This window comes from Micromonospora sicca, assembly GCF_003172935.1.
GTDB lineage: Bacteria > Actinomycetota > Actinomycetes > Mycobacteriales > Micromonosporaceae > Micromonospora > Micromonospora sicca.
In genome coordinates this window covers 13,379-31,746 of sequence record NZ_QGKS01000269.1, presented here as the reverse complement: position 1 = coordinate 31,746, position 18,368 = coordinate 13,379, and the positions used below count along the sequence as shown (strand labels likewise).

The following is an 18,368-nucleotide window of genomic DNA, read 5'->3' as shown; positions in this document are numbered from 1 at the left end:
GGCGTGGACGACGACCTGGAGTGGCGGGAGCGGCAGCGCCGCGCGGTACGGGCGCACGCCGCGGCGGACGAGCGGGCCCGCGCGGCCGAGCAGGCGGAGGCGGCCGAGCTGGTCGCCTGGTTCGTCGCCGAGGCGACCCGGCGCGGCCTGCGCACCACCCGGCTCGTCGCCCGGTCCTACGACGGCCGGAGCCGCTACCGCACCCGGCTCACCGGCTGGTACGTCGACCGCGCCCGCCGTCGGGCCGTGGACACCGAGAGGCGCTTCCACCTGCTGACCGTCCCGGCCAGCGTGCGGTCCCGGCTCTTCGGCGCGGATCCCCGGCCCGACCCGGCGCCGCTGGTGGTCGGGCGGGGCGGTCGCGACGGCGAGTCGATCCCGCTGCGCGACCTGCTCCACCGCCGGCTGGCCGCCGGCGACGACTGGGACTGAGCCGGCTCAGCGCCGCCCGGTCACCCGCTCCCGCGCCGTGCGCCGCGGGATCCGGCCGACGTGCCACCACCAGAGCTGCTGCACGACCAGGGTCAGCATCCCGGCCAGCACGATCGCGCACAGGTTGATCACCAGCTGGAGCGCCGAACCGCCGGCCTCGGGCCACACTCCGTACGCGGCGGCGACGGCGACGTTCGCGGCGGCCGGCACGGTGGTGACCGAGATCAGCACCCCGACCAGGGAGCCGGACTTCTTCGCCGTCAACGAGAGCATGCCGGCCACGCCGGCGAGCAGGCCGACCACCCAGGAGAGCGCGTCCGGCCGCCAGATGAAGTCGGTCAGCGGACGCTCGGCCAGCAGCATCCCCCGGTCGACCAGCCCGGCGGCGGTGAGCGCCCAGGTGCTCAGCACGGTGCCCAGCATGGCCGCCAGGAAGCCCACCACCAGGGCCTTGATCGAACGGCCGATGACGCGTGGATTGCGGCGCAGCAGGGCTACGCAGAGCGCCGCCAGCGGGCCGAACTCGGGACCGACCACCATCGCGCCGACGATCAGGATGGGCTGGTCGAGCAGGACCCCGATGCCGGCGATCATGGTGGCGACGATGATCAGCACCAGGAAGGTGCCGGTCAGCACCGTCTGCTCGCCGGTCTTGGCCGCGATCTCGTCCCAGACCACCGCGTCCTCGCCGTGCCCCGGAGCGTCGCGGGCCGCCTGTTCCGCGGCCGAGGAGAGGGTCAGCTCGACGTCGTCGGCCGAGATTCCACCCCGGGCCTCCACGCCGAGGTCCTGGAGTTGCCGCAGCAGGTGGTCGGCGCTCTCCCGGACGACGTCGCAGAGGATGAGGTCACCGGCCGGCTGACGGGCGGCGCCGGGGACGACGGCCAGGTGCGCGACGCCCGGGTCGTCGGCGAGGAGATCCGCCACCGCCGCCGACTGGTCGGTCGGCGCGATGATCCTCAGATGCAGCACGGGGAGGCTCCTGGATTCGGGCGGCCGTCCCGCCGCCGGCCGCGAACTCTACCGTCCGTCCCGGTCTGGGCTCCTCCCGATGCCCATGGCCTGGCTCCATCGGCCGGGCGGCGCGGATCCCGGCGAGACCGACCAGCACGCCAAATGGGACGAAACCGCCTGCTGATCTGGATCGTTGAGCGCGTGTAAGCTGCCGCACTCCCACGAGGAATCCTCATGCTCCTGACGGAACGGATTCACCTGTCGCCGCCGGACGTCGGCCCGGCCGAGGAAGCCGGCGTGCTCCGGGCGCTGCGGTCGGGGTGGGTCGCGCCGCTGGGCCCCGAGGTGGACGCGTTCGAGCGGGAGGTGGCCGAGCGGGTGGGTGTCCGGCACGCGCTGGCCCTCAACTCCGGGACCGCGGCCCTGCACCTCGCCCTGCTCGCCCTCGGCGCCGGACCGGGACAGGTCGTCATCGTGCCGACGCTGACCTTCGTCGCCACCGCCAACGCGGCCGTCTACACCGGAGCCACCCCGGTCTTCGTGGACTGCGACCCCGCCACCGGCAACATCGACGTCGCGCTGGCCGCGGAACTGATCGACCGGCTACGGCGCGCCGGGCGGCGCATCGCCGCCCTCGTCCCGGTCGACATGTTCGGCAGCTGCGCGGACTACGACGCGCTGCTGGGCCTCTGCCGGGATGCGGAGGTGCCCGTCGTCGAGGACGCGGCGGAAGCCCTCGGCGCCTCCTACCGGGGCCGGGCGGCCGGCTCGTTCGGCGACGCCGGCGTGCTCTCGTTCAACGGCAACAAGATGATCACCACCTCCGGCGGCGGGATGCTGCTCTCGGACGAGGCGGCGCTGATCGCCCGGGCCCGCCACCTGTCCACCCAGGCCCGTCGTCCCGCCGTGCACTACGAACACGACGAGGTGGGCTACAACTACCGGCTCAGCAACGTGCTCGCCGCGCTGGGCCGGGCCCAGCTCGGCCGCCTGGACGACATGCTGGACCGGCGCCGCCGCCTCCGGGAGCACTACGCCAAGCTCTTCGCCGCCGTACCCGGGGTCGAGGTCCTGGCCGACGGGGATCCGGGGGGCAACTGTTGGCTCACCGTCATCGTCGTCGACCCCGAGCGCGCCGGCTGGCGGGCCGGTGACCTGGGGGCACACCTCGCCGCGGCGGAGATCGAGACCCGGCCGGTCTGGAAGCCGATGCACCTCCAGCCCCTCTTCGCCGGCGCCGGGGCGCTGCTCAGCGGCGCCGCGGAGCGGCTCTTCGAGCGGGGCCTCGCCCTGCCGAGCGGATCCGCGCTGACCGAGGAGCAGATCTCCCGGGTCACCGCCGCCATCACCGAATTCCTCGGGGCGCATCCGTGACCGCTCGGCACCGCGCGGCCGACCACGTGGCGTACGACCGGGTGAAGCGCGCCATGGACGTGGTGGTGGCCGGCCTGCTGCTCGTCGCCACCGCACCGGTCATGCTGTTCGTCGCGACCGCGATCCTCGTCGGCACGGGCCGGCCGGTCCTGTTCCGGCAGCACCGGCCGGGCCGGCACGGCGCCCTGTTCACCCTGGTCAAGTTCCGGACCATGCGGCCGTCCGGGCGGATGTCGGTCGACCCGCGGGACGACGGGGACCGACTCACCCCGCTCGGCCGCTGGCTGCGGGCCACCAGCCTGGACGAGCTGCCCACGCTCTGGAACGTCCTGCGGGGCGACATGAGCCTGGTCGGGCCGCGTCCCCTGCTCCCCCAGTACCTGGACCGGTACAGCCCGAGGGAGGCCCGGCGGCACGAGGTACGACCGGGGGTCACCGGACTGGCCCAGGTACGGGGCCGCAACGAGTTGGACTGGACGGCGCGGTTCGAGTACGACGTCTGGTACGTGGATCACCGGAGCCTCCACCTCGACCTGCGGATCCTCGGGGAGACGGCGGTGGCGGTGTTCCGCAGAACCGGGATCAGCGCCCCGGACGCCCCCACCGCGCACGAGTTCGTCCGGGTCCCGGCGGGACACGCCGCGGGCGCCGGCGGCAGCGACCGGTCGGAGGAGCGGGTGGCATGACGGTGGACCTGGTGATCGTGGGTTGCGGCGGACACGGCCGCGAGCTGTTCGGGATCGTGCAGGCGATCAACGGAACCCACCCGGCCCGGCCGAGGTGGCGCGTCCTCGGGTTCGTCGACGACCGGCCGTCGGAGGTGAACCTCAAGCGACTTCAGCGGCTCGACGCGGCGTACCTCGGTGGCACGGACCGGCTGCGCGACCTGCCGGGCCCGGCCCACCACGTGCTCGGGGTCGGGGACCCCCGGGTGCGCCGGCTGATCGACCAGCGGATCGCCGACCTCGGGCTGCCCGCGGCCAGCCTGGTGCATCCGCTGGCCAGCGTGGGCGCGGACCTGGTGCACGGGGAGGGCCTGGTGGCGTTCGCCGGGGCCCGGGTGACGACCAACGTCCGGCTGGGCCGGCACGTGCACCTCAACCAGAACGCCACCGTGGGGCACGACAGCGTGCTCGCCGACTTCGTGTCGGTGAACCCGCTCGCCGCGGTCTCCGGCGCCTGCCACTTGGACTCCGGGGTGCTCATCGGCACCACCGCCGCGGTCCTGCAGGGCCTGCGGGTCGGCGCCGACGCCACGGTGGGCGCCGGCGCGTGCGTGGTCCGGGACGTGCCGCCCGGCTCGGTGGTCAAGGGGGTGCCCGCACGATGACGGGCACCCGCCGAACCGGGCCGACGGCCCCGGAGAACGGAGGTGTGCCCATGCCGGCCCTGCGCGTGTGCGTCGTGCTGAAGACCAACAGCGGCGGTCTGTGGATCGTCCCGCAGGTGGAGGAGCTGCGCCGCCGCGGGCACGAGGTGGCGGTCGTGCTGCCGCCGGGGCCCGGGCGGCTCCCCTCGGAGCTGGACCGCCGCGGGATCCCGGTCCTCGACGCCGGCTTCGACTTCCGCCTCCGCCCCCAACTCAGGACCCTCCGCGGGCTGCGCAGGCTGCGCCGCCTCGTCCGCGACTTCCGGCCCGACGTGCTGCACTACCACCTGTACGCCTCGGCGCTGGCCACCCGCTTCGCGACGCTCGGCCTCCCGGCCCGCCGGGTGCACATGTCGGCCGGGCCGCTGTACCTGGAGTCGCCCACGATCCGGCCGGTGGAACGGCTGCTCTGGCGCCTCGACGACACGGTGATCTGCGGTACCGCGTACACCTCGGAGCTGTACGGCCGCCTCGGCGTCCCGGCGGACCGCCGGCCGGTGGTGACCTACGGGGTGGACACGGACCGGTTCAGCGTACGGCCGCCGGACGGCGTTCCCGGCGGGCACCGGGACGAGGTGCGGGCCAAGGCCCGGGCCGAGCTCGGCATCGACCAGGACGCGTTCGTCGCCATCATGGTCGCCTACGTCTACGCGCCCAAACGGCTGGCGCACCACGGGCGCGGGATCAAGGGCCACGACGTGCTGCTGGCGGCGTGGCGGACGTTCCACGCGCGGCACCCGCGCTCCCGGCTGCTCCTGGTGGGCGGGGGGTGGACCGCGGCCGGCGAGGCGCACCGACGGGACCTGGTCGACCGCTTCGGACTCGACGACGATCCCAGCGTCACCTGGCTCGAATCGGTGCCCGACGTGCGGCCCTGCTACCGGGCCGCCGACGTCAGCGTCAGCCCGTCGCTCTCCGAGGGCCACGGCGCCGCGGTCGAGGCGAGCGCGATGGGCGTGCCCAGCATCGTCAGCGACGCGGGCGGGCTGCCGGAGACCGTCGACGAGGACTCCGGCTGGGTGGTGCCACGCGCCGACGTGCCGGCGCTGACGGCCGCCCTGTCCCGCGCGTACGCGGAGTTCGAGGACGGCCGGCTGGCGCGCCGCGGCGCGCAGGCCCGGGACCGGGCGGTGCGCCTGTTCGACAATCGGGTGGCGGCCGCCGCCGTGGCGGACGTCATCGAGCGGACCGCCCGGCCCTGACGTGATCCGCCGCCCCGTCCCGGCGGATGGCGGGGCGGGGCGGCGGTGGCCGCAGCACGATGGTCGGTCCGGTTCGGCGTGGGACGCCTAGCGGGTCGGTGCGACGCGCCCGGCGACCTCCCGGAGCAGCACCAGATAGCGGGCCAACTGGTCGTCCCGGAAGAGACCGTCCAGGGCCGACGCCGGCAGGGCCGGGATCCGGCCGCTCCGCTCCTTCATCGCCAGCCAGGCGCGCAGCTGCTCCGCGATCGCCTGCTTGTCGTTGCGGACGACGCCGGCGCCACGGGCGCGGATGAGGTTCGCCGCGACCCCCGACTCGTATCCGAGCAGCAGGATCGGACGCCGGGCGAACAGGTAGTCGAAGATCTTCCCGGTCACCGTGCCGGCGTCCCGCGGGTCGTTCCACATCAGCAGCACCAGGACGTCCGCCTCGGCCTGGATGCGCCAGGACTTCTCGGCGGACACCTGGCCGAGGAGGGTGACGGAGTCGGCCACCCCGGTCCGCTCCACCGCCCGCCGCACGATGCCGTTGTCCTCACCGGCGAACACGACGTGCACCCGGGCGGCGTCCTCGCCGAGCGAGGCCACGGCCTCCAGCAGCGGGCCGGGATCGCGCCGGCCCGGGTAGACGTACCCGGTGTGGGCCAGGGTCAGGGTCGCCGCCGCGTGGTCGGCCCGGGCCTGCGGGCCGGCGACCGGCTCGGCGGACGTGGCCGGCGGACGTCGGTCGATGCCGTTCATGACGACCCGGGTGTGCACCCCGAGGGTGCGGCGCATCGCCTCCGCCAGCGGCTCGGAGACGGTGACGGACGCGGCCGCCGACCGGAGCAGACGCCGTTCCAGCCGGCGGTCGACCGACCGGCGGACGCGGGTGCGGACCCAGTACTCGTTGCCGACCGACCACAGGTCCCGGTAGTCGGCGACCCAGGGCACGTCCAGTCGGCGGGCCAGTCGCGCGGCCACCGCGAACACCGAGAAGGGCGGTCCGGTGGCGAGGATGACGTCGGGCCGCCAGCCGTCGCGGGTGTCCAGGAAGCGCCGGACCGCCGGCCAGATCCAGTTGACCTGGGAGTCCGGGACGAGCAGTTCGGAGCCGGCCTTCCACACCCAGCGGTTGACCGCGAGGCGGAGGTCGGCGGCCCGGGCCCGCGCGGCCGTAGCCGGGCGGGACGCGGTGGCGTCGGCTCCGTCGGCTGCCGCGGCGGGCGAGCGGCGCAGGCGGGGCAGCCGGGGCACCGGCGCGACCCGCACGATGTGCCGTTCGGGCACGTCCGGCACCGGGTTCTCGAGGTCCGGCGTGCCGGTGGTGAGGACTCGGACGTCCCACTGCCGCTCGGCCGCGTACCGGGCGAGGGCGGCGGGCCGCCGGGCGCCCACCGAGTCGGCGGGCGGGAAGTGGTAGGCGACGATCAGCAGCCGAAGCGGTGCGTCCGTCCCGCCCACGGAATCCGGGGGCTGCAGCGGGTTGTCCATCGGGTCCTCCTGTTCGACCGACATTCAGGTCAACGACCCAGCCGTCGGTGGGCAGCGCATTTCGCCGTGAAAGGTGCAAATGGTACGGGCGTCAGTCGCTCAGCGCGGCGGCCCGGACCGGCACGAGTCGCGGGCCGGCGGCGGCCTGTCGCGCCCGCCGACTGTCCACGGTGACCGCGCGCAGCGACATCAGCCATGCCGCCCCGTACGCGACGGCCCCCGAGACGCCGAGGGCCCAGATCGCGGTCAGCGCGGACGCGCCGGACCGGGCGGCTGCGACGACCGCCCCGGTCACCAGCACGACCCGGCCCACGTCCCAGGCCAACTGGAGCCCCTGGCGCTCGAGCACGATCAGCGTCTGGGACAACGGCGAGGCGATGATCTGGGCGGCCATGTAGAGCGCGAGCGCCTGGGTGTACGCCCCGCTGGTGCGCCACGGCGCGCCGAACACGACAGCGAACACCGCCGGCGCCCCCAGGACCACGGCCAGCGCCGCCGGCCCGGCCACCAGGGTCAGTTTCCTGCTGGCGCCGACGAAGATCCGCCGTGCTCCCTCGCCGTCCCCCCGGACCGCCCGCGAGATCTCCGCGAGGTACACCTGGGCGACCGCCGACGCGACCAGCGCGGCGGGCATCGCGATCACCCGCTGGGTCAACCCGAGGTAACCGGCGACGGAAGCCGGGTACCAGTACGCGATGAACAGGATCGGCAACTGGAGCCCGAGGATGTTGAGCAGCCCCGACGGCGCCAGCAGGAGCGGGAACCGGCGATAGCGCACCGCGCTCTCCCACAGGTGCCGCAGCCGTCGGCCCGCCCTGACCTCCGGATCGGCCGACCGCGCCCCGGGGAGCAGCACGAGCGCGCCGACGACCTGGCCCATTCCCAGCCCCAGGGACAGGCCGCCGGACCGCAGACCGCCGGCCCCCGCCACCACCTGGGTCGTCACCATCGTCGCGGACTGGAGGAAGTTGCGCCGGCCGATTGAGCCGTAGCGGCGGTGCCGGATGGCCATCTGGTTGAGCACCAGCACCGCCGCGGTGGCGGCGGCGGCCGGCGGCACCAGCCACAACCAGGGCCGCAGCTCGGGCCGGCCGAAGAGTCCGGCGACACCGTCACCGACCAGCAGGACCGCCACCGTGCCCAGCAGCGCCGTGGCCGCCGCCGCGGCCAGCCCGAGGGCCACCAGAGCCTGCGCGTCCCGCTCCCGCTCCGGCAGTGGGACGGCCAACTCGAAGCGGAACGCGGCCACCGTGCCGATCGTCGTGACCAGGGCGGCGACGATGGTGAACACGCCGAAGTCGGCAGGGCTGTACAACCTGGCCAGCAGGGGGGCCGCCGCCAGGGCGAGGACCTGACCGCCGGCGGAGCCCGCCGCGATGCTCAGCACCCCACGCCGGCTCGCCGTCATCCGGCCACGGACGGCGCGGAGCCGGCTCACCGAGCCGCCCTTCCCCCTCCGGTCCCGGCGGGCCGCCCGAGCGGGGCCGCCTCCGCCGGGTACGTGCCGGGCGGGCCGGGGCTCCGCCCGGGACCCGAGACCGGTCGCCGCGGTCGTTGTCGTCCGTCCCCCGCCACCCCGTCGCCGGGGGAGGGCCGGGCCGCCGGGCCGTCCAGGACGGACGGCTGGGGGCCGGGCCGGCCCTTCACCCGCATCCAGGTCAGCACCAGGATCCCGAGGGCGAGCGCGGTGAACAGCGGCCGGTCGGCGTTGACGTCACCCGACGTCGACACCGCCACCACGGCGAACACCAGGAGGCCGAGCACGAAACCGGCCGCCGAGTCGACCCGGGCGGCGCCCCACAGCCGCGCCGCCACCACCACGGTCGCCAGAATGAACCCGCCGCCGACCAGCCAACCGGCCTCGGCGGGCAGTTCCAGCCACAGGTTGTGCGGATAGTTGAAGGACAGCAACCCGGAGACGTCGCTCCAGTTCCCGTAGCCGACGCCGCCACGGTATTCCGCGATCATGGACAGCGTGCGCTGTCGCATCTCCGCCCGCGCCGAGTCGAAGAGTTCGTCCGACGGGTCGACGATGAGGGCGTACATCCGGGGCGGCAGCAGCCGGGGCAGCGTCATGACCGTGACGACCAGGCCGGCCATCAGCGTGACGCCGATCCATTCCCGCTTGCCCCGAGCGGTCTTCCGACGCAGCCCGGCGAGGACCAGAACGAACAGCCCGAGGACGGTCGCCACCAGCGGCCCACGGGAACCGGTGGCGAACATCCCGAGGGAGAGCAGCACCGTCAGCGAGGCTGCCAGCCACATGGCCAGCCACCGCTGGAAGTACAGCCAGGCGACGGCGATCAACGCGGCGCCGATGGCGCGCGCCAGCCAGATCGGATTGGAGCCGAATCCGTCCGACCGGCCACCCGAGTCGCCTGCCGTCAGCGCGGCGACGGCCAGGATCACCGCGGACAGGATCAGCAGCCAGGCGAACATCCGCAGGTCCCGCCGCCCGCGGACGATCGCCACGGCAAGCGTGGAGAGCAGGGTCAGCGTCATCAGCAGGACGACCTTCTGCCGTCCGTAGTCAATCTCCGGCCAATGCAGGAGGGCGGGCAGCGCCAGCCCGCCGAAGAGCAGCAGGATCCAGCCGACCACCACCCGCGCCGCGGTCGTCCGCCGGCTGAACTCGTGGAGCAGCAGCGGCAGGGCCAGCCCCGCCGCCGTGAAGAGGAAGGTCCTGCCGATCAGGCGGGGAAACTGGTCGAAGTTCAGGAACAGCACGAGCGTGACCGCCCGGACGGTGCTCGACGCGAAACCGGACCGGGCGTCCCCCGCCACGTCCGTCCGTGGCCGGGAAGCGGAGCCCGCCGGGTCCGCGCCGGCCGACCATGGAGGCGCCGGCTCGGTGGCCACGCCCTCACGCAACATCATCAGGTTGATCCTCCAGCAACGAGTCGGCCGAAACTCAACGAGCGGCAGGCCCGTTCAGGTGCGCGTCGAGATGGGCTGCCCTGCCCGCGCTCAGCTTCCGGACCGCCTGGTAGAAGTCGCGCCGGCGGGACGAGAGCACGTCGGCGGAGTACGACGAGGCCAGGTCGAGGTTCCGGCGGGACGCCTCGGCCAGCCGGTCCGGGTCGGCCAGCAGACCGCCGATCGCGGTCGCGAGGGCCGCCGGATCGCCCGGCGGCACCAGGCAGCCGGCGGGCAGCAGCTCGGGGATGCCGCCGGCCGTCGAGCCGATCGCCGGCAGTGCCCGCGCCATCGCCTCGATCAGCGCCCGGGGCAGCCCCTCGGTGCGGGACGGCATGACGAACAGGTCCGCGCCGTCCAGCAGGCTGCGCAGGTCCTCGGTCGACGGCAGCCAACCGGCGAGCGTGACCTGACCGGTCAGCCCCCGCGCGACGATCAGCTCCTCGATCCCGGGCTGGTGGCGCCCGACGCCAACGTGCACGAGCCGGTGCCGCTGCCCGGCGTCACGCAGCCGGGCCAGCGCCTCCACCAGCGTGTCGATGCCCTTGTACAACTGCTCGAGCGAGCCCACCGACACCAGCGTCGCCGATCGGACCGGCGCGTCGTACGTCCTCGGCGTCGCCACGAAGGCGGCGGCCGGCAGGTCGACCGAGGAGATGCCGACGCTCACCGCCGACGGGGACGCCGGGTAGCGCGCCTGCAGGGTCCGCCGGGTCTCGTACGACACGGCGACCGCCGACCCGCACTGGCGCTGCATGGCCGAGGTGGCCCAACGGCGCAGCACCGGCCGGAGGGGATGGTCGACGACCCCCCGGGACAGGACCACGTAGGGGTCGCCGATGGCCTCGCAGGCGTACGGCCGGCCGCGCCGGTCCAGGTCGCGGCTGATCAGGTTCGCGATCGGTGACGGCACCCGGAGGATGACCGCGTCCGCGTCCGCGACGGCGGCCAGCGCCGCGCGCCGGATCGCGGGCCGCCTCAGGAGGAACTGGACCGGTCCCTCGTAGTACGGCACTCCCCGGACCTCCACCCCGGGACCGTCGACCCGGGCCGCTCCGGCCGGTGCCTCGTCGACGTCCCTGACCCGGGCCACCACCCGGACCTGTTCGAACGCCGCCAGGTACCGCGTCCAGATGGCGTGGTCCGGGCCGACCTGGACCCACACCCGCCCGTCCGGGGTCCGCAGGAACCGGGACTCGGTGGTGATGACGACCTGCGCCACGATGCTCCTCAGCTGTTCGAGAGTGGGGACGGGGGACGGCGGCCCGTCGTCACGTGGACGCGGTCCGGTACCACTCGAAGGCGCGTCGGACGCCCTCCTCCAGCGGCACGGTGGGCTCGAAGCCGGTCAGCCGGCGCAGCCGGGTCAGGTCCGGGCACCGCCGGTGCACCGAGCGCGACGGCGCGGGCAACGGTTGTACGGTCGGCGTCACGCCGGCGAGGCGCAGCACGATCTTGGCCAGGTCGGCGATGTTGGTCTGTTCGCTGTCGTTGCCGATGTGGACGATCTGCCCCTCGGCCGCGGGGGTGGCCATCAGCCGGAGGACCGCCTCGACGGCGTCGTCGACGTGGCAGAAGGCGCGATACTGGTCCGCCCCCCACACCCGGAACGGGTCCTCCCCCCGCAGGGCGCGCAGCGCCATCTCGGGGATGACGTGGTCGGCTCCCATCCGGGGACCGTAGACATTGTGGAAACGGCCGACGACGGTGGCGCAGCCCCGCGCGGGCGCGCCATGCAGCAGCATGGCCTCCCCGGCGAGCTTGCTGATCGCGTACGCCAGCCGGGGCGACGTCACGTCGGCGATCATGACGGCGACATCCTCGGCGGTCGGCACCGGCACGATCCCGGCGTCCACCCCGCCGGCGTACACCTCGCTGGTGGAGCTGAAGAAGACCCGTCGACCAGGGGTCAGCCAGTCCAGCAGGTGCGACACGACAAGCGTGTTGACCCGGAGCACCCGGGCCGGATCGGCCTCCACGTTCCGCACGCCGACCACCGCGGCCAGCAGGTAGACCTCCGTCACGTCCCGGGGCAGCGCCGACCAGGCCTCCGGCGCGGTGAGGTCCGCCGAGACGATCTCGACCAGCGGGCTGTCGCGCAACGCGGCGACCCGCTGGTCGTTCCGGCCACGGGAGAAGTCGTCCACGACGACCACCCGGCGGCCGTCGGCGACGAGCCGTTCCACCAGGTGGAGTCCGATGAACCCGGCCCCGCCGAGCACCAGCGCGCGGGTCATGCCGGCACCGCCGTTCTCGGGGTGGCGGGGTCCACCGGCAGGTAGCCGATGCCGGCGTACCGGACCCCGGCCGCGCGGACCGCCGACTCGTCGAGGATCCGCCACGAGTCGAACACCACCCGGATCCGCGTCCCGGGCAGCATCGCGCCGATCTCGACCGTCCGGTAGTCCGGGTGGTCGTTCAGCACGAGCACGGCGTCGGCCTCCGCGAACGCCTTGTCCAGGCTGGTCGGCTCACCGCCGTGCTGCCGGATCACGTCGTCGCTCACCATCGGGTCGTGCCCGAGCACCACGAGGCCGGCGTCGCGGAAGACCGGCAGCATGGTGGTGACCGGGGTGCCGCGCATGTCGTCGGTGGCCGGCCAGCCCTTGTAGGCCCAGCCCAGCACCGCGAGCCGGGCGCCCGGCAGCGGGCCGCACTCCTGCCGCATCAGCTCCACCATCCGGGCGGCGACGTGGGCCGGCAGGTGCTCATTGAGCTGCCGCGCCGCCCCGACCAGGGAAGGCGGGCGCGCCCCGGCGCTCGCCACCATCAGGTACGGGTCCTTGGAGAGGCAGCCCCCGCCGACGTAGCCGGGCTTGCACAGGTCCGGGCGGGGGTAGTCGAGGTTCGCGGCGCGGATGACCTCCAACGGGTCGAGCCGGTGCGTCTCGGCGACGAGCGCCAGCTCGTTGCCGAACGAATAGATCAGGTCGGTGTGGCAGTTGTTGGCCAGCTTCACCAGCTCGGCCGCCTCCAGGCTGGACACCGGAACCACCTGGCGGGCCAGCCCGGCGAAGAGCGCCACCCCCGCGGCGCGGCTCGCCTCGTCCAGACCGCCGACGACCTGCGGCAGCTCGACCAGCTCGCGGAGCGCCTGCCCCTGGATCGTCCGCTCGGGCGCCATGACCAGTCGCACGTCGTCGCCCCAGGCCCGGCGCAGCGCCGGCAGCACCACCCGCCGGCTCGTGCCGACCGGCACCGTGCTGCGCACCACCACCGGGGTCCCCGGGCGGCACCGGCGCGCCACCTCCTCGGCCGCGGCGGCCAGGTTCTCCAGTCGGGGCTGGTGGGTGGACTCGTCGACCGGGGTCGAGACGCAGAGCACCACCGCGTCGAGGTCGGCGGGGAGCGCGTCGACCACGTGCAGCGTCGACCCGGTCCGCTCCGCGAAGATCCGCTCGATGCCCGGTTCGAAGATGTGCAGCCGACCCGCCCGCAGCGACTCCCGTACGCGGGGCTGCGTGTCGACGCCGTGCACCTCGTACCCGTTGTCGGCCAGCGCGGCGGCGAGCGTCACGCCGACATAACCGAGCCCGACAACGCCGATCCTCTGATACAACGTCTACTCCCTGCTGGACGAAGAGTCACCGAGGCCGGCAGCCTCGGTCCAGATGGCCTTCACCGTCTCGGTGAGGTCGTACGACGGGCGCCAGCCCAGTTCCCCGGCCGCCGACGAGACGTCCGCGCACATCCACGGCACGGTGGCCGAGCGCGCCGCACCAGGCCCCGGCGCGGTCTCGGCGATCCCACCGGGATATCCGGCGGCGGCGGCCAGCATCGAGACCACCTGCCGGATCCGCACGGCCGTTCCGGTGCCCACGTTGAACACGACCGGGTGCGGCCTGGACAGCCGTACGGCTGCCCGGACGGCCAGGGCCACGTCCCGGGCGTCGACCAGGTCCCGGTACGCGTCGAGAGGCCCGAGCGCCACCTCCGGGGCGTGGCGGGCGAGCGCGGTCCGGATCAGCCGGGCGGCCCGGCCGACCACGTTCTGCTCGCCGAGGCCGGGCCCGATCGGGTTGAACACCCGCAGCACGACGCCGTCGAGCCGGCCCGCGGCGACCGCGGTCTCCATCAACCGGGTGGCGGCAAGGTGGCTGAGCCCGTACGCGCCGACCGGCTCGGCGGGGTGCGACTCGCGGACCTGCTGCCCGAAGGGCACCGGGCCGTACTCGCCGGCCGAGCCCAGCCGGATCAGCCGCGCGTCCGGGGCGCCCGCGACGACGGCGTCGACGAGCCGGGCGGTCACCTGGGTGTGCGCGTCGACCAACTGCCGGTCGGTGCCGTCGAGGCGGCCGGTGCAGTTCACCACCGCAGCGGGTCGGACCGACCGAATCAGCTCGGTGAGCTCGGGCAGGTCGACGGTCGGCAGGTCGCACTCCGACCGGCGGGGGCAGGTCAGCGTGTGGTCCGGCGTGAGCGCCGCACGGACGTGCCGGCCGAGGAACCCGTTCGCGCCGAACAGCAGCAGGCGGGTCATATCGCCTCCCGCACCGACGGCGGGAGGAGGACCGACCGCAGCGACTCGAAGCTCCGGTTGGCCTCGTCGTAGTCTTCGGGCCGGCCGACGTCGAGCCAGTAGCCGTCGAACGGGTAGTCCGCCGGGTACCGCCCCTGGTCGATGAGGTCCAGCATGAGCTGGTCGAAGCCGAAGGGCTGGCCGACCGGATAGGAGGCGATGGTCTTCGCGGACAGCCCGTAGACCCCCATGCTCACCCGGTAGTCGAGCGTGGGTTTCTCGCTGAACTCCACCACCCGGTCGTCCAGCACCTCCAGGACACCAAAGTCGATCTTCACGGTCCGGTGGAACGTGGCGACGGTGAGCGGAGCACCCGAGCGGGCGTGGGTGTTCAGCAGTTCGGCGTAGTCGAGGTCGGTGAGGATGTCACCGTTCATCACGAGGAAGTGCTCGGGCAGCCGGTCCCGGAGGTGGAAGAGCGGGCCCACGGTCGACAGTGGCACGTGTTCCTCGATGTAGTCGACACGCAGGCCGAACCGGCTGCCGTCCCCGACGAAGGCCCGGATGAGCGAGCCCAGGTGGTTGATCGCGAGCGTGGCGTGGGTGAACCCGCAGGCCACGAGCTGGTGCAGGACGATTTCGAGGATCGCGTAGCTGTTGCCGATCGGGACCAGCGGCTTCGGCAGCGCGGTCGTGTACGGCCGCAGCCGGGTGCCCATCCCCCCTGCCATGATCACGACGTGCACGTGGCACCCCCGCTCAGCACAATGTCCACGGTCGCTCCCGTTGCCGGCCCGGTCCGCCGTTGCGTGAGCGGATCCTCCGTTCGCTGCCGAGGGTCTAACGTGCAAAAACGGACATAGTTATGCCGCTCGCGACAGTGCGCGTCCGCCCCTCCACATTGAGTAGGGGAAAGCTGGATCGAATGATTGACATGGATGATTCGCGCCTGAAAGCTCGCGCCTACAGGTCCTTCCACCAAAGGGGGCGCGATGAGACCGACACGGCTGGCGATCGCCGGCGTGTTCACTCTGGTCGGCGCGATGGCGCTGACCGCACCGGCGAGCGCGAGGCCACCGTCCGATCCGGGCGGCCGCGACAGCTTGGAGGTGTACGTCGGCACGGTCAACGCCGAGCAGCTCGACCGGCTGCGGGCCGCCGGCGTCGACCTGGACGAGGACCACCGGTCCGCTGGCGCGAACGGCAGCACCACGATCGAGACCGTGCTCACCCGGCGGGAGGCGGCCCGGCTCACCGGCCAGGGCGTCCCGCTGAGCGTGAAGAAGGTGCACGGCAAGGACGCCTCGCAGGCGCTGCGCGAGCAGGCCGCCGCCGGCTGGCAGGCGTTCCGCTCGTACAGCGAGCCCGGCGGCATCCGGGACGAACTCACCGCCACCGCCGCCCGGTTCCCCGGGCTGGCCAAGGTGGAGACGCTCGGCCGTACGGTGCAGGGGCAGCCGATCCTCGCCGTCAAGGTCACGAAGAACGCCCGGACGGTCGCGGACGGGAAGCGTCCCGCGGTGCTCTACGCCAGCACCCAGCACGCCCGGGAGTGGATCACCCCGGAGATGACCCGTCGGCTGCTGCACCACGTGCTGGACAACTACGGCACGGACGCGGAGATCACCCGGCTGGTGAACACCACCGAGCTGTGGTTCCTGCCGGTGGCCAACCCCGACGGCTACGACCACACCTTCACCCCGGGCAACCGGCTGTGGCGCAAGAACCTGCGGGACAACGACGGCGACGGCCAGATCACCAGCGCGGACGGCGTCGACCTGAACCGCAACTTCGCCTTCAAGTGGGGGTACGACGACGAGGGCTCGTCACCCGAGCCGAACAGCGACACCTACCGCGGCGCCGGGCCCAACTCGGAGCCGGAGACCAAGGCCCTGGACCGGCTCTTCCAGCGGGTCGGCTTCGAGTTCTTCGTCAACTACCACTCCGCCGCGCAGCTGCTGCTGTACGGCGTGGGCTGGCAGGTCAGCACGCCGACCCCGGACGACGTCATCTACGAGGCGATGGCCGGCGACGACGCCCGCCCGGCGGTGCCCGGCTACGACCCGGACATCTCCGCCGAGCTGTACACCACCAACGGCGACACCGACTCGCACGCCCACGTCCGGTACGGCACCCTCGGCTTCACCCCCGAGATGTCCACCTGCCAGACGGCCGCCGCCTCCGACCCGGACGACCAGTGGCGGCCGGAGGACTGCGTTAGCGGCTTCATCTTCCCCGACGACGAGAAGCTGATCTCCGCGGAGGTGACGAAGAACCTGCCCTTCGCCCTCGCGGTGGCGAAGTCGGCGGCCGACCCGGACGACCCGGTGTCGGTGGTGGGCCGGAGCACCCCGGACTTCCGGGTGGACGCCTTCGACACCTCGTACGGGCGGACGCAGCAGGTCGCCTCGATCACCCGGCGGGCGCTGAAGGACGTCCGGATGCACTACGTGGTCAACGGCGGCCGGCCGAAGACGGTCCAGGTCCGCGAGTGGCGCGGCGGGGAGCGGTACGGCGACACCAACGACGACTACTACGCGGAGCTGCGCGGCACGGTGACCGGCACGAAACCGGGCGACCGGGTGGAGGTCTGGTTCACCGGGGTCAAGCCCCGCAAGGGTCCGGTGGCCAGCGAGCACTTCACCTACCGGGTGCACGCCGACATCGGCGGTGACGTGCTGGTGCTCGCGGCGGAGGACGTGACCGGGCTGAGCCCCGCGCAGAACGCCACCACCGCGAAGTACGCCGGCCAGATCGCCGCCTCCGTCGAGGCCGCCGGCCACCACGCCGACGTCTACGACTTCGACGCGATGGGCCGGCGGGCGCCGCATCCGCTCGGCGTGCTGTCGCACTACGCGGCGGTGGTCTGGGAGACCGGGGACGACATCATCCTCCGCGCCCCGGGCCAGGTCGGCGGCACCGCCGCCGAGGCCGCGCTCACCACCGAACTGGCCGTCCGGGACTACCTCAACGAGGGCGGCAAGGTGCTGGTCAGCGGCAAGTACGCGCTCTTCGCCCAGGGCGCCAACGGCTCGTACGTCTACCGGCCGGGCGCGCCCCCGGAGTGCACCGACCCGGATGATGTGGCGTGCCTGCCGCTGCTCAACGACTTCCAGCAGTACTACCTGGGGGCGTACAACTACGTCAGCGACGGCGGCACCGACCCGGACGGCGACCCGTACCCGGTGCGCGGCTCCGACGGAGCGTTCGCCGGCTTCGAGGGGCAGCTCAACGCGGCCGGGTCGGCCGGCAACCAGGACCACACCGCCTCGTTCCTCACCACCTCGAGCTTCCTGCCGCCGGAGCAGTTCCCGCAGTTCGCCAGCTCCGCGGCGGTGGACTGGGCGCGGCCGGGCGCGGCGCCGTTCGACCCGCGGACCGGTGACTGGTACCTGTACAGCGGCCGGGCCGACGAGTCGTACAAGCGGCTCACCCGGACCGTCGACCTGACCGCGGCGTCCGCGGGCCAGTTGCGCTTCTTCACCTCGTACGACGTCGAACAGGACTGGGACTTCCTGATCGTCGAGGCGCACGAGGTGGGCAGCGACCAGTGGACCACGCTGCCCGACCTCAACGGGCACACCGGCACGGCGACCGGGGAGAGCTGCCAGTCCGGCTGGGTGGCGCAGCTGCACCCGTTCCTCGGCCACTACCAGGGCGCCGACTGCTCCCCCACGGGCAGCACCGGCACCTGGAACGCGGCCACCGGCGCGTCCGGCGGGTGGCAGGAATTCGCCGTCGACCTGTCGGCGTACGCGGGCAAGAAGGTCGAGCTCTCCATCTCGTACGTCTCCGACTGGGGCACCCAGGGTCTCGGCGTGTTCCTCGACGACGCCCGGGTGATCGCCGACGGGACGGTGGTCTCGGAGACCTCGTTCGAGACGGCCGACCTGGGCGGCTGGACGGTGGCCGGCCCGCCGGCCGGGTCCGCCGGCGCCCCGAACGACTGGACGCGCAGCCAGCAGGCGTTCGAGGAGGGCTCGGCGGTGGTCACCGCCGACAGCGTCTATCTCGGCTTCGGCCTGGAGGGGCTGGCCCCGGCGGCCCGGGACGACCTGGTCGCCCGGTCGCTGACCCACCTGACCGGCGCGCCGCGCCGGTAGCGGTCCGCGGGGGTGCGCCGGCGGTGGAGCCACCGCCGGCGCACCTTCCGGTACGTCCGGCGCGTCCGACGCCGATGTGGTGAGCT

15 protein-coding genes are annotated in these 18,368 nt (G+C 73.6%); 6 read left to right on the top strand and 9 right to left on the bottom strand.

Annotation, left to right across the window (positions count from 1 at the left end; all coding sequences use genetic code 11):
- Positions 1 to 3 precede the first annotated feature (3 nt).
- Positions 4 to 432, top strand: coding sequence for a hypothetical protein (locus tag DKT69_RS21540; RefSeq protein ID WP_109803328.1), 429 nt, complete (start codon positions 4 to 6; stop codon positions 430 to 432).
- Between the two features lie 6 nt (positions 433 to 438).
- Here the strand turns inward: DKT69_RS21540 and DKT69_RS21535 are convergent, their stop codons facing one another.
- Complete coding sequence (locus DKT69_RS21535; RefSeq protein WP_109803327.1) at positions 439 to 1,404, bottom strand: DUF389 domain-containing protein; 966 nt, start codon at positions 1,402 to 1,404, stop codon at positions 439 to 441.
- Positions 1,405 to 1,620: 216 nt separating this feature from the next.
- Here DKT69_RS21535 and DKT69_RS21530 point away from each other — a divergent pair, with 216 nt between their 5' ends.
- From DKT69_RS21530 to DKT69_RS21515, 4 genes are read left to right on the top strand one after another with little or no spacing between them, the layout of a single operon-like run.
- A complete protein-coding gene (locus DKT69_RS21530) occupies positions 1,621 to 2,760 on the top strand; it encodes a DegT/DnrJ/EryC1/StrS family aminotransferase (protein WP_109803326.1) in 1,140 nt (379 codons plus the stop codon).
- Positions 2,757 to 3,446 carry a sugar transferase gene (locus DKT69_RS21525; protein WP_304598695.1) on the top strand — a complete coding sequence of 230 codons (690 nt, stop codon included), beginning with the start codon at positions 2,757 to 2,759 and terminating at the stop codon, positions 3,444 to 3,446. Before DKT69_RS21530 ends, DKT69_RS21525 begins: the two co-directional genes overlap by 4 nt.
- The gene (locus tag DKT69_RS21520) at positions 3,443 to 4,090 is read left to right on the top strand and encodes an acetyltransferase (RefSeq protein WP_109803325.1); all 648 of its coding nucleotides are present in this window, start codon (positions 3,443 to 3,445) and stop codon (positions 4,088 to 4,090) included. Before DKT69_RS21525 ends, DKT69_RS21520 begins: the two co-directional genes overlap by 4 nt.
- 50 nt (positions 4,091 to 4,140) lie before the next feature.
- Positions 4,141 to 5,331 carry a glycosyltransferase gene (locus DKT69_RS21515; protein ID WP_109803324.1) on the top strand — a complete coding sequence of 397 codons (1,191 nt, stop codon included), beginning with the start codon at positions 4,141 to 4,143 and terminating at the stop codon, positions 5,329 to 5,331.
- An 87-nt stretch (positions 5,332 to 5,418) separates the two neighbouring features.
- Here the strand turns inward: DKT69_RS21515 and DKT69_RS21510 are convergent, their stop codons facing one another.
- The 8 genes from DKT69_RS21510 to DKT69_RS21475 all read right to left on the bottom strand — a co-directional run bounded on the left by DKT69_RS21510 (position 5,419) and on the right by DKT69_RS21475 (position 14,898).
- Positions 5,419 to 6,804 carry a glycosyltransferase gene (locus DKT69_RS21510; RefSeq protein ID WP_161557917.1) on the bottom strand — a complete coding sequence of 462 codons (1,386 nt, stop codon included), beginning with the start codon at positions 6,802 to 6,804 and terminating at the stop codon, positions 5,419 to 5,421.
- Between the two features lie 91 nt (positions 6,805 to 6,895).
- Positions 6,896 to 8,242 (bottom strand): lipopolysaccharide biosynthesis protein, encoded by a 1,347-nt coding sequence (locus DKT69_RS21505; protein WP_109803322.1) that lies wholly within the window; start codon positions 8,240 to 8,242, stop codon positions 6,896 to 6,898.
- Entirely contained in the window at positions 8,239 to 9,681 is a 1,443-nt protein-coding gene (locus DKT69_RS21500; protein ID WP_109803321.1) for an O-antigen ligase family protein, read from the bottom strand. Before DKT69_RS21500 ends, DKT69_RS21505 begins: the two co-directional genes overlap by 4 nt.
- A gap of 34 nt (positions 9,682 to 9,715) precedes the next feature.
- Positions 9,716 to 10,942 (bottom strand): glycosyltransferase family 4 protein, encoded by a 1,227-nt coding sequence (locus DKT69_RS21495; protein WP_109803320.1) that lies wholly within the window; start codon positions 10,940 to 10,942, stop codon positions 9,716 to 9,718.
- Between the two features lie 49 nt (positions 10,943 to 10,991).
- Positions 10,992 to 11,957, bottom strand: a complete 966-nt coding sequence (locus DKT69_RS21490) for an NAD-dependent epimerase/dehydratase family protein (protein WP_109803319.1) — start codon at positions 11,955 to 11,957, stop codon at positions 10,992 to 10,994.
- On the bottom strand, positions 11,954 to 13,279 hold the full coding sequence (locus DKT69_RS21485; protein ID WP_109803318.1) for a nucleotide sugar dehydrogenase: 1,326 nt from the start codon (positions 13,277 to 13,279) through the stop codon (positions 11,954 to 11,956). The genes DKT69_RS21490 and DKT69_RS21485 overlap by 4 nt, the downstream gene beginning before the upstream one ends.
- A 3-nt stretch (positions 13,280 to 13,282) precedes the next feature.
- The gene (locus DKT69_RS21480) at positions 13,283 to 14,200 is read right to left on the bottom strand and encodes an NAD-dependent epimerase/dehydratase family protein (RefSeq protein ID WP_109803317.1); all 918 of its coding nucleotides are present in this window, start codon (positions 14,198 to 14,200) and stop codon (positions 13,283 to 13,285) included.
- Positions 14,197 to 14,898, bottom strand: a complete 702-nt coding sequence (locus DKT69_RS21475; protein ID WP_236648137.1) for a nucleotidyltransferase family protein — start codon at positions 14,896 to 14,898, stop codon at positions 14,197 to 14,199. The genes DKT69_RS21480 and DKT69_RS21475 overlap by 4 nt, the downstream gene beginning before the upstream one ends.
- Before the next feature lie 273 nt (positions 14,899 to 15,171).
- Here DKT69_RS21475 and DKT69_RS21470 point away from each other — a divergent pair, with 273 nt between their 5' ends.
- Positions 15,172 to 18,282 (top strand): M14 family metallopeptidase, encoded by a 3,111-nt coding sequence (locus DKT69_RS21470; RefSeq protein WP_109803315.1) that lies wholly within the window; start codon positions 15,172 to 15,174, stop codon positions 18,280 to 18,282.
- Positions 18,283 to 18,368: the final 86 nt, after the last annotated feature.

Excerpts from the sequence above, each read along its gene's own strand:
- DKT69_RS21530 (WP_109803326.1), top strand. The coding sequence starts at position 1,621 with ATGCTCCTGACGGAACGGATTCACCTGTCGCCGCCGGACGTCGGCCCG.
- DKT69_RS21520 (WP_109803325.1), top strand. The coding sequence starts at position 3,443 with ATGACGGTGGACCTGGTGATCGTGGGTTGCGGCGGACACGGCCGCGAG.
- DKT69_RS21515 (WP_109803324.1), top strand. The coding sequence starts at position 4,141 with ATGCCGGCCCTGCGCGTGTGCGTCGTGCTGAAGACCAACAGCGGCGGT.
- DKT69_RS21510 (WP_161557917.1), bottom strand. The coding sequence starts at position 6,804 with ATGGACAACCCGCTGCAGCCCCCGGATTCCGTGGGCGGGACGGACGCA.
- DKT69_RS21500 (WP_109803321.1), bottom strand. The coding sequence starts at position 9,681 with ATGATGTTGCGTGAGGGCGTGGCCACCGAGCCGGCGCCTCCATGGTCG.
- DKT69_RS21490 (WP_109803319.1), bottom strand. The coding sequence starts at position 11,957 with ATGACCCGCGCGCTGGTGCTCGGCGGGGCCGGGTTCATCGGACTCCAC.
- DKT69_RS21480 (WP_109803317.1), bottom strand. The coding sequence starts at position 14,200 with ATGACCCGCCTGCTGCTGTTCGGCGCGAACGGGTTCCTCGGCCGGCAC.
- DKT69_RS21475 (WP_236648137.1), bottom strand. The coding sequence starts at position 14,898 with ATGGGCACCCGGCTGCGGCCGTACACGACCGCGCTGCCGAAGCCGCTG.
- DKT69_RS21470 (WP_109803315.1), top strand. The coding sequence starts at position 15,172 with ATGAGACCGACACGGCTGGCGATCGCCGGCGTGTTCACTCTGGTCGGC.